This is a genomic window from Candidatus Symbiopectobacterium sp. (assembly GCF_020054415.1).
Lineage (GTDB): Bacteria > Pseudomonadota > Gammaproteobacteria > Enterobacterales > Enterobacteriaceae > Symbiopectobacterium.
On the sequence record NZ_JAHWCO010000263.1, the window covers coordinates 1 to 6992 of the forward strand.

A 6992-nucleotide genomic window follows, 5' to 3' on the forward strand; every position below is an offset into this window, starting at 1 on the left:
CCATACGGTTAGAGAACCGCGCTGCTTGAGGGCCTTGTTATAAGAGGGCCAGTTGGTGATTTTAAAATTTTGTTTTGCCATGGATACCTGATTTTGAAACAACTGTGGTGATCTGCTCCGATGATTACCCAAAAGTTCTATTTATTTAACAAAGCCCCGGTCCTTTTGAAGTCCACCATGTGAGGAAACTTAAGGATATCAAGTCGGGTACAGATAACTGGAAGAGGCTAATGATTGCCCGTAATAGGAAAACATTAGTGATCTGCCGGAGCTGTCACGTCAACCTTCACAGAGGAACACTGCCAGACCAAAGAACCTTTGTTTGATTCAATGGAGAGCCGTATGCACAGAAATGTGCACGTACGGTTCGGTGGGGGGGCAATGGCTAACCCGTTCTGGGCGCACGTGCCCTACCCAACCCGGTCGGGCTCAGTATCCCCAACCATGCGCTGTATGCGATTACCTAACGACTTAACCGATGCACCAATTTGACTGGCGCTTTTTTATTCAGGATAATCGGCTAAAGAGCGAGGATGTTCACTCATGCCAGTTATACTCAGACTTAATGGTTTCAAATTTTTCTTCTATTCGAACGAGGGTAATCCTCTAGAGCCTGCCCACATTCATGTCAGGAATGCGGAAGGCGAAGCCAAATTCTGGCTTGAACCCGACGTCAAACTGGGCAGAAATGATGGTTTTGACGCCAGAACGCTCAGGGATTTAACCAAGATTATTGCAGAAAACCAGACGTTGTTTGTGGAGGCCTGGCATGACTATTTCAGCTAAAAATGTACGTTTTGACGACGCCACTATGTGGGTTGAGTTAAGTGACGGCAGAGTCATCGGCACCCCGCTTGCCTGGTTTCCACGGCTACTGAATGCCTCAGAGAAAGAGCGTAGTGGCTACGAGCTCAGCAAGAGAGGTATTCACTGGGATGATCTCGATGAGGACATCTCGGTTGAAGGGCTGCTTGCGGGTCGCGGGGATATCACCCATGTTCCCAGCCACGTTGCCTGACAATATCTGCTACACCGCTCGATTAAATCTCAACGCCAACGCCGGTTCACCGGCGTTTTCTTTATTCTTCACTTCGCAGAAATAGTTTTGCATTGTTCGTAAAGCCATCGCCGCCAGAATATCCGACGTGTTTCGGACTCTTTCTGGGGTGAACATGATGGTTAAAAAACAGAGGCAGACACGGCACCGGTTGGGGGGCATTGTCCTCTGCCTGCTTGCCGTAGGCTGCGCCGATGTGAGTTCCCGTTCTGAACCCGTAAGTCGCTTGCCAGGACCGCAACGGGTGCAGGATCTGTACCAGAACCGCTCACCTGAAGTGGTTCGCTACGACCGCTATACCCTGATCAGTACCCGCCCGGCAGAGGCTCAGCGCGATCCGCTCAATCAGATTGTCGATATCCGCATGCCCGCGCAGGTGGTGAGCAGGGTCGGCGAAGGGCTGCGTTATTTGCTGCTGGAGTCTGGCTATTCCCTGTGTAGCGGTGACGCCACGCTTTACGCAGAACTGTTCAGTAAATCCCTCCCTGCTGTGCAACGATCAGTTGGAACGATGCGCTTGAGTGACGCACTGCAGGTTCTGGCGGGACCAGCCTGGCGCTTGCATGTTGATGATGTGAATAGCGAGCTCTGCTTTGTTCTGCGTGAACCGTATCGCCGCTTTACCCCTACGCCAGCCCCGGTGGTGGTGAAGGCACCAAGCCAGGTGTCGAGTACCGTATCAAAACCTGCCACGTGCCTGGCTGGCAATGTTTCCCAGCGTCCTTTTCTAGGTAGCTCATCCACGCCGTCGACCACCGCTGCCCTCAAACCAGAAAGTATTCCGGTGCCGTCCCCGGTAGTCCAGACGCCGTCGCAACATTCAGTGGGCACCCACGCCGTAGCGACATTGGCGGTTACCAAGCCTGCGCATACTTCACCTGTTACCCCTGCGAAACCGCATAGCGAAACGCTTTTCAGCAGAGCGCCAGCGGTGGAACGAGCAAAAAAAGCGGAGAGCTTGCCGCAAAAACCCACCATAACGCTATAGCCAAGCGACTTAATTTTGATTACACCATATGGACTGAGAACAAAATCTCTGTATCGCAACCACTCTCTCTTTTTTTGCTTTTTGCTTTTTGCTTTTTGCTTGTGCCCATTTATGCTCAATTGGGTTAAGATCTGGCGAATATGTAGGCAAATACTCCACCATATACCCTGCATCGATGATGACTTGTTGAATATTATGTTTTTTGTGAAAAGTTGCATTGTCCATAACGATTACACTGTTTTTAGGGAGTACTGGGATAAGGGCTTGTGTGACCCAGGAATAGAAAACATCGCTGTTAATATTGATATCAAATAATCCTATATCAAACAGCGTTGTGCCTAATAAAGCGCCGATAACATTTGTTCTTCCCTTGGCTCCCCAGTTCTTCAGGCCAAAACACCGTTGACCTTTTGGGGAATAGCCGTGAGTCCGTGGGGTATCGTGTGTAAAACCACTTTCATCAATAAAAACAATAGGGTTACCTTCTTTTTCATACTGTTGTTTTTTTTGTTGAAATGCTTGCCGGGCGCTTTCGTCGGCTTTCGGATGACGTAGAGTTTTTTTATAGGTCAATCCCAGCTTTTTAAGAGCTTGCCAAATGGCCTTCTGACAAACGCTAAAACGCTCTGCAAGTTCTTTTTGGTAAACATCTGGATATTGTTCAACATCTTTTATCAACTAGGATTTATCGATCTTTCGCTGACGCGTGGTCGATGCTTTTGGCTCTATTTGATTAATCCAACGCGATACAGAGGCAGGGCCAATCCGAAATTGCTTCGCTGTTTCCCGGATACTCAACCCTTCTTCTTCCAGTCTAGATATCACTTTACGTCTAAAATCAATTGAATAGCTCATTTAAATAATGTAATCAAAATTAAGTCGTTTGGCTATACCTCCAGCACCCGCCGCTTCATCACTCAAGAGTACGCAGCATCCGGTAATGACGCCGATAACGCCCACGATTGTCGCACCGGACGCGAAAGTTTGGCGCGCCGAAATCGGCACAACCCTGAAAGAGACATTGACCCGGTGGGCTTCAGAGGCCAGTTGCGACAATGGCAGCCACTGGTTAGTGATCTGGCCGGTACAACTTGATTACCGCATTGATGCCCCACTGGTGTTCCGAGGCGCTTTTGAATCTGCCTTGGTATAGCTGTTTGATCTCTATCGGGAAGCAAAAAAACCGCTGTTTGTGGAAGCCAGCCGTTTTCAGTGTCTGGTATCAGTCAGCGACCAACCAAAACCTAAGACGGGAGAACGCTGATATGGGATACGCCATTGTGGCGTTGACCATGGTTTTGATGCTGGTCACTGACAGCATCACCGCAGTGGACAGCGTAAAGCAGCAATTGCAGCGTGAAGCGTTGGCAGCGGAGCTCCTTGCCAGCGACATGCTGCGTACGGCCAATGCGGTCAATGACTGGCAGTACAGTCGCGCGGTGTTGCCAGAAGGCACCCTAGACTTGACGCAGTTTAGCCTTTCCACCGCCCCAGATCACCGTATCAATGCCGCCATGCTCAATGGGCGCTTATGGGTGTGGACAGCGGATCAGCAGGGGCTGCGTCCTACCCTCATGCGTCTCTCTTCCGGTTCTGCCCTGGCACTCTCCGTCACCGGCGGGCATCTGCTGATGTCCGATGGCGTTGACATGAATCTGTCCTTACCGGCCGGTGTGGCGGAAGGCAACGTCGTTTATCTCAACTGAAGGAGTGCCAGATGACATCCCTATTTAACCGTAATCACTGTGTTGTCCTGGCGCTCACCCTTACTCTTCTTTACGGTTGTGCCGTCCAGGAAATCAATAAAATGGGTGTCCGCGCACGCGAGGACGGTGACAGCGCCCAACGTATTATGAAAAGCCGCTCATCGCTAACGCATCCGACCGTCTCTTGGACGGATAAACCTTGGGTGAATCTGGACCCGATTACCTCATTGATCGCCGTCAGCGATGATAAAAAAGTGCCGCTTTGCCCAATTATCATTAACCGCACTAACGGGATTTCCCTGCCGGAAGTGGGACAACGTATCACGGCGCTCTGTGGAATGCGTGTATCTATTACGCCAGATGCCTTATCTGCACTGTCGAGCCGCACTGCCGGGTATGCCAGCACACAGCCGATGTCCGGCAAACTACCTGAGCCAGATGATAATGGTCGCGTTTCACTGGCCAAAATGGCAGACCAACAGAATATGCAGTCAGTGTCTGCCAGTGCCGATCTGGGGTTGTTGACCGGTCTTAAATGGAATGATGACCTGAACGGCTTGCTCGATACGGTGGCCAGCCGCTTCGCTCTGTCGTGGCGTGTCGAACAAGGGACGGTGGTGTTCTACAGTTTCGACACACGAACTTTCCAACTGTCACTGCTGAACACCAAAATCGACAGTTCCGCCTCGATCAATTCGGGTTCCGGCACACAGTTGGGCAGTGCAGGGGCATCCAGTGCTTCTGGGGACATCAATACAGCGCAAAAAACGGCGTATGACCTCAGCAGCAACCTGTATGACGATATCCGCAAGACCGTTGAGAACATGCTGACGCCGAAAACGGGGCGCTACTGGCTTTCCTCGTCCAGCGGATCGCTGACGGCGACCGACACACAGGAAGTGCTCAATCGGGTAGGGCGTTTTGTTGAATATGAAAACAAACTGCTGAACCGCCAGATTCAGTTGAATATCCAGATCATGAGCGTCACCCAGACGCACAATGAGGAACTGGGGCTGGACTGGGATCTGGTGTACAAATCGCTGAGCAATTACGGCGTCAACGTGAAGGGTTCCTTAAACAATGCCTCCTCCGGTGTCGGTTCGACGGCCTTTTCTATTATGGATACGGCCAGCGGCAGCGCGCGGCATTTTGCTGGCAGCAACCTGATTGTCAAAGCCCTGTCGGAACAGGGCGATGTCAGTGTGGTCACCAGCCAGTCCAGGGTGACCACCAACTTTACCCCGGTCCCTTATCAGTTATCTAACCAGCAGGGCATGGTGACCAGCTCCGGCTCGACCGCGACGGCCAATGTTGGTGTGACGTCGACCATGACCACGACCACATTGATCACCGGTCTGTTTATTACAGCTGTGCCGTCCATTGAAGAAAATGGCAATGTCCGACTGCAATTCGCCTTCAGTTATGACAGCCCACCCAAAATTGAGTCCTTTTTTAGTGCCGATGGCAACACCCGCAACGATATCGCCAATTACTCCAAAGAAGCGGTTACGCAGAAATTCAACATGCGCACCGTGCAGACCCTGATGGTGACCGGCGCGGATCAGTTGACGAACTCCGCTGATCGCCAAGGTGTTGGCTCAGCGGATTTCTTCGCGCTGGGCGGCGGGCGTAAGGGCACCAATAAGCGCACCACGCTCGTCATTCTCATCACGCCAATTCTGTTGGGGTAAACATGAAAATTCAGAAGGGAAGCAGCGCGCGCTGAACAACGTACGACTGGAACCCTGCTCATCCACGGACGAGCCGGCTGGGTTTCTGGCATGCGTTGGACACGATCTGGAACAGGAACCAGCCTACTGTCGCGCATGCGCTTAGCCGACACACACTTTCTGGTGAGCGGGGTAGGGGCGGACAGGACTATCGGTTTGGTCAGTCTAGGAAAGCGTAGCCGCCGGACGCGACTGTATTCACTGGCGGCGGCTTTCCAATCGGGTGTGGGTGGTAGCAGCCATGGTATCTACCGTATTAACGATCAGATGTGGGTATTTCTGGCGACGGTGCGTGGGCGTCTCACGGTTATGGGTGACGTCACCGGTTCGTTGAACGATGTCTGCCAGGCGCGTAGCCAGTTCCTTAATTTTAACGATCCCGGCAGTGAGGGATGGAACAGTGTTGCTGAGCCAGAGCAGAACATCAGTTGGCACGTGCTGGTTGATGGCCTGTCTCGCAAACATCTTGGTCGTGCTTGCTTGCGGAGCGTTTCGCTGCGTAAGCAGGTGCTGCTGTTACTGGCGTCACTGGCCATTATCTTGACAGGACTGTGGTTGCAAAACGCATCCTCGCAACGGGCGCGGGATACCGCGATACGTGCCGCACAGCAGGCATCGAAAATCATTGTGAAGCAACCCGATGCGCGTATCAGCGCGCCGCATCCATGGGCGGTGCAGACGGTCATACCGGTTTTCCTCAGTCAGTGCTGGTTTACCCGTGAACCGCTACCGGTATCTGTCGCCGGATGGCGACTGTCGGCCGGTGCCTGCGACGAGTGGGGACTGCGTTTGCATTATGAGGCAACGCCCGGCAGTACGGTGGAAGACTTTGACCAACGTGCCAGAGACCTGTTTGGCCGCCCTGCCTCTTTCAACCTCAAAGAGGGCGGCAAAAACGGTGACGTCTTTATCCCGTTTACGGCGTAGGACAATGTATTGCGCGATGAGTGTGTGGCATCGGTTGATGACCAATTGAAGTCACTTATCTCTCATCTGCAGCGCCGAAATGTGCCAGTGTAGTTCAGCGAGGTTAAACCCGCCGAGGTTGCCCCGGGTGCCGTATCCACCCAGCCAGAACAAGACTGGCGCGAGTTCTCCTTTTTCGTCAGCTCAAGATTGGCACCGGAATGGTTGCTGGAGGGTTGTGAGGACAGCGGCCTGCGTCTTTCCAGTATTGCGTTCACCTTGAGTGTCCAGGGTCAGTTTGCTTACACCATCAGGGGAAGCTTGTATGCACACCAATAACCTTGCTTACCGGGGGCTGCTGTGCAGCCTGGCATTACTGTTCGGTGGAAACTCCACCGCTGCAGAGAGTGACATCAACAGTGTCACCATCGGTCAACTGGAAGCGGCACAGGCACGTAATCTTTTAGGCTTTGTTGAATAAATAGATTTTATGCTGGCAGTCCAGTGAAACGACGGATCCTCGCAACGCAAAATCATGCAGTTAGGCCTCATGAGAAAACTGTACACCTGAGGACACAAGCATTTTCTACCAAAACTGGCTTGGC

The 6992-nt window shown here is 52.2% G+C and carries 8 protein-coding genes and 4 pseudogenes; 9 read left to right on the top strand and 3 right to left on the bottom strand.

The window, feature by feature from the left end; all coding sequences use genetic code 11:
• The coding region (locus QZ506_RS07555) for a hypothetical protein (protein WP_291970162.1) at window positions 1-81 on the bottom strand (81 nt) is incomplete at its 3' end.
• Between the two features lie 77 nt (window positions 82-158).
• Between QZ506_RS07555 and QZ506_RS21515 the strand changes: the two are divergent.
• From QZ506_RS21515 to QZ506_RS07565, 3 genes and pseudogenes are all read left to right on the top strand, one after another.
• Window positions 159-326 (top strand): annotated as a pseudogene (locus tag QZ506_RS21515) (hypothetical protein); the annotation flags it as partial.
• A gap of 217 nt (window positions 327-543) precedes the next feature.
• Window positions 544-786 carry a DUF4160 domain-containing protein gene (locus tag QZ506_RS07560; protein ID WP_291970150.1) on the top strand — a complete coding sequence of 81 codons (243 nt, stop codon included), beginning with the start codon at window positions 544-546 and terminating at the stop codon, window positions 784-786.
• Window positions 770-1018 (top strand): DUF2442 domain-containing protein, encoded by a 249-nt coding sequence (locus QZ506_RS07565; protein WP_291970151.1) that lies wholly within the window; start codon window positions 770-772, stop codon window positions 1016-1018. The genes QZ506_RS07560 and QZ506_RS07565 overlap by 17 nt, the downstream gene beginning before the upstream one ends.
• Window positions 1019-1027: 9 nt before the next feature.
• Here the strand turns inward: QZ506_RS07565 and QZ506_RS07570 are convergent, their stop codons facing one another.
• Window positions 1028-1174 carry a hypothetical protein gene (locus QZ506_RS07570; protein WP_291970153.1) on the bottom strand — a complete coding sequence of 49 codons (147 nt, stop codon included), beginning with the start codon at window positions 1172-1174 and terminating at the stop codon, window positions 1028-1030.
• 1 nt (window position 1175) lies between these two features.
• On the opposite strand from QZ506_RS07570, the gene QZ506_RS07575 reads away from it, so the two are divergent.
• On the top strand, window positions 1176-2045 hold the full coding sequence (locus tag QZ506_RS07575; protein ID WP_291970154.1) for a hypothetical protein: 870 nt from the start codon (window positions 1176-1178) through the stop codon (window positions 2043-2045).
• 9 nt (window positions 2046-2054) lie between these two features.
• On the opposite strand, the pseudogene QZ506_RS07580 reads toward QZ506_RS07575, so the two are convergent.
• Window positions 2055-2900: pseudogene (locus tag QZ506_RS07580) on the bottom strand (IS630 family transposase).
• A gap of 124 nt (window positions 2901-3024) precedes the next feature.
• Here QZ506_RS07580 and QZ506_RS07585 point away from each other — a divergent pair.
• The 5 genes and pseudogenes from QZ506_RS07585 to QZ506_RS07605 all read left to right on the top strand — a co-directional run.
• Window positions 3025-3309, top strand: a pseudogene (locus tag QZ506_RS07585) (toxin co-regulated pilus biosynthesis Q family protein); the annotation flags it as partial.
• 1 nt (window position 3310) lies between these two features.
• Window positions 3311-3751 carry a type IV pilus biogenesis protein PilM gene (pilM, locus tag QZ506_RS07590; RefSeq protein ID WP_291970156.1) on the top strand — a complete coding sequence of 147 codons (441 nt, stop codon included), beginning with the start codon at window positions 3311-3313 and terminating at the stop codon, window positions 3749-3751.
• Window positions 3752-3762: 11 nt separating this feature from the next.
• Window positions 3763-5442, top strand: a complete 1680-nt coding sequence (locus QZ506_RS07595) for a PilN family type IVB pilus formation outer membrane protein (protein WP_291970158.1) — start codon at window positions 3763-3765, stop codon at window positions 5440-5442.
• A gap of 135 nt (window positions 5443-5577) precedes the next feature.
• Window positions 5578-6726: pseudogene (pilO2, locus tag QZ506_RS07600) on the top strand (type 4b pilus protein PilO2).
• Window positions 6713-6868, top strand: a complete 156-nt coding sequence (locus QZ506_RS07605; RefSeq protein ID WP_291970160.1) for a hypothetical protein — start codon at window positions 6713-6715, stop codon at window positions 6866-6868. The pseudogene pilO2 and the gene QZ506_RS07605 overlap by 14 nt, the downstream one beginning before the upstream one ends.
• Window positions 6869-6992 lie beyond the last annotated feature (124 nt).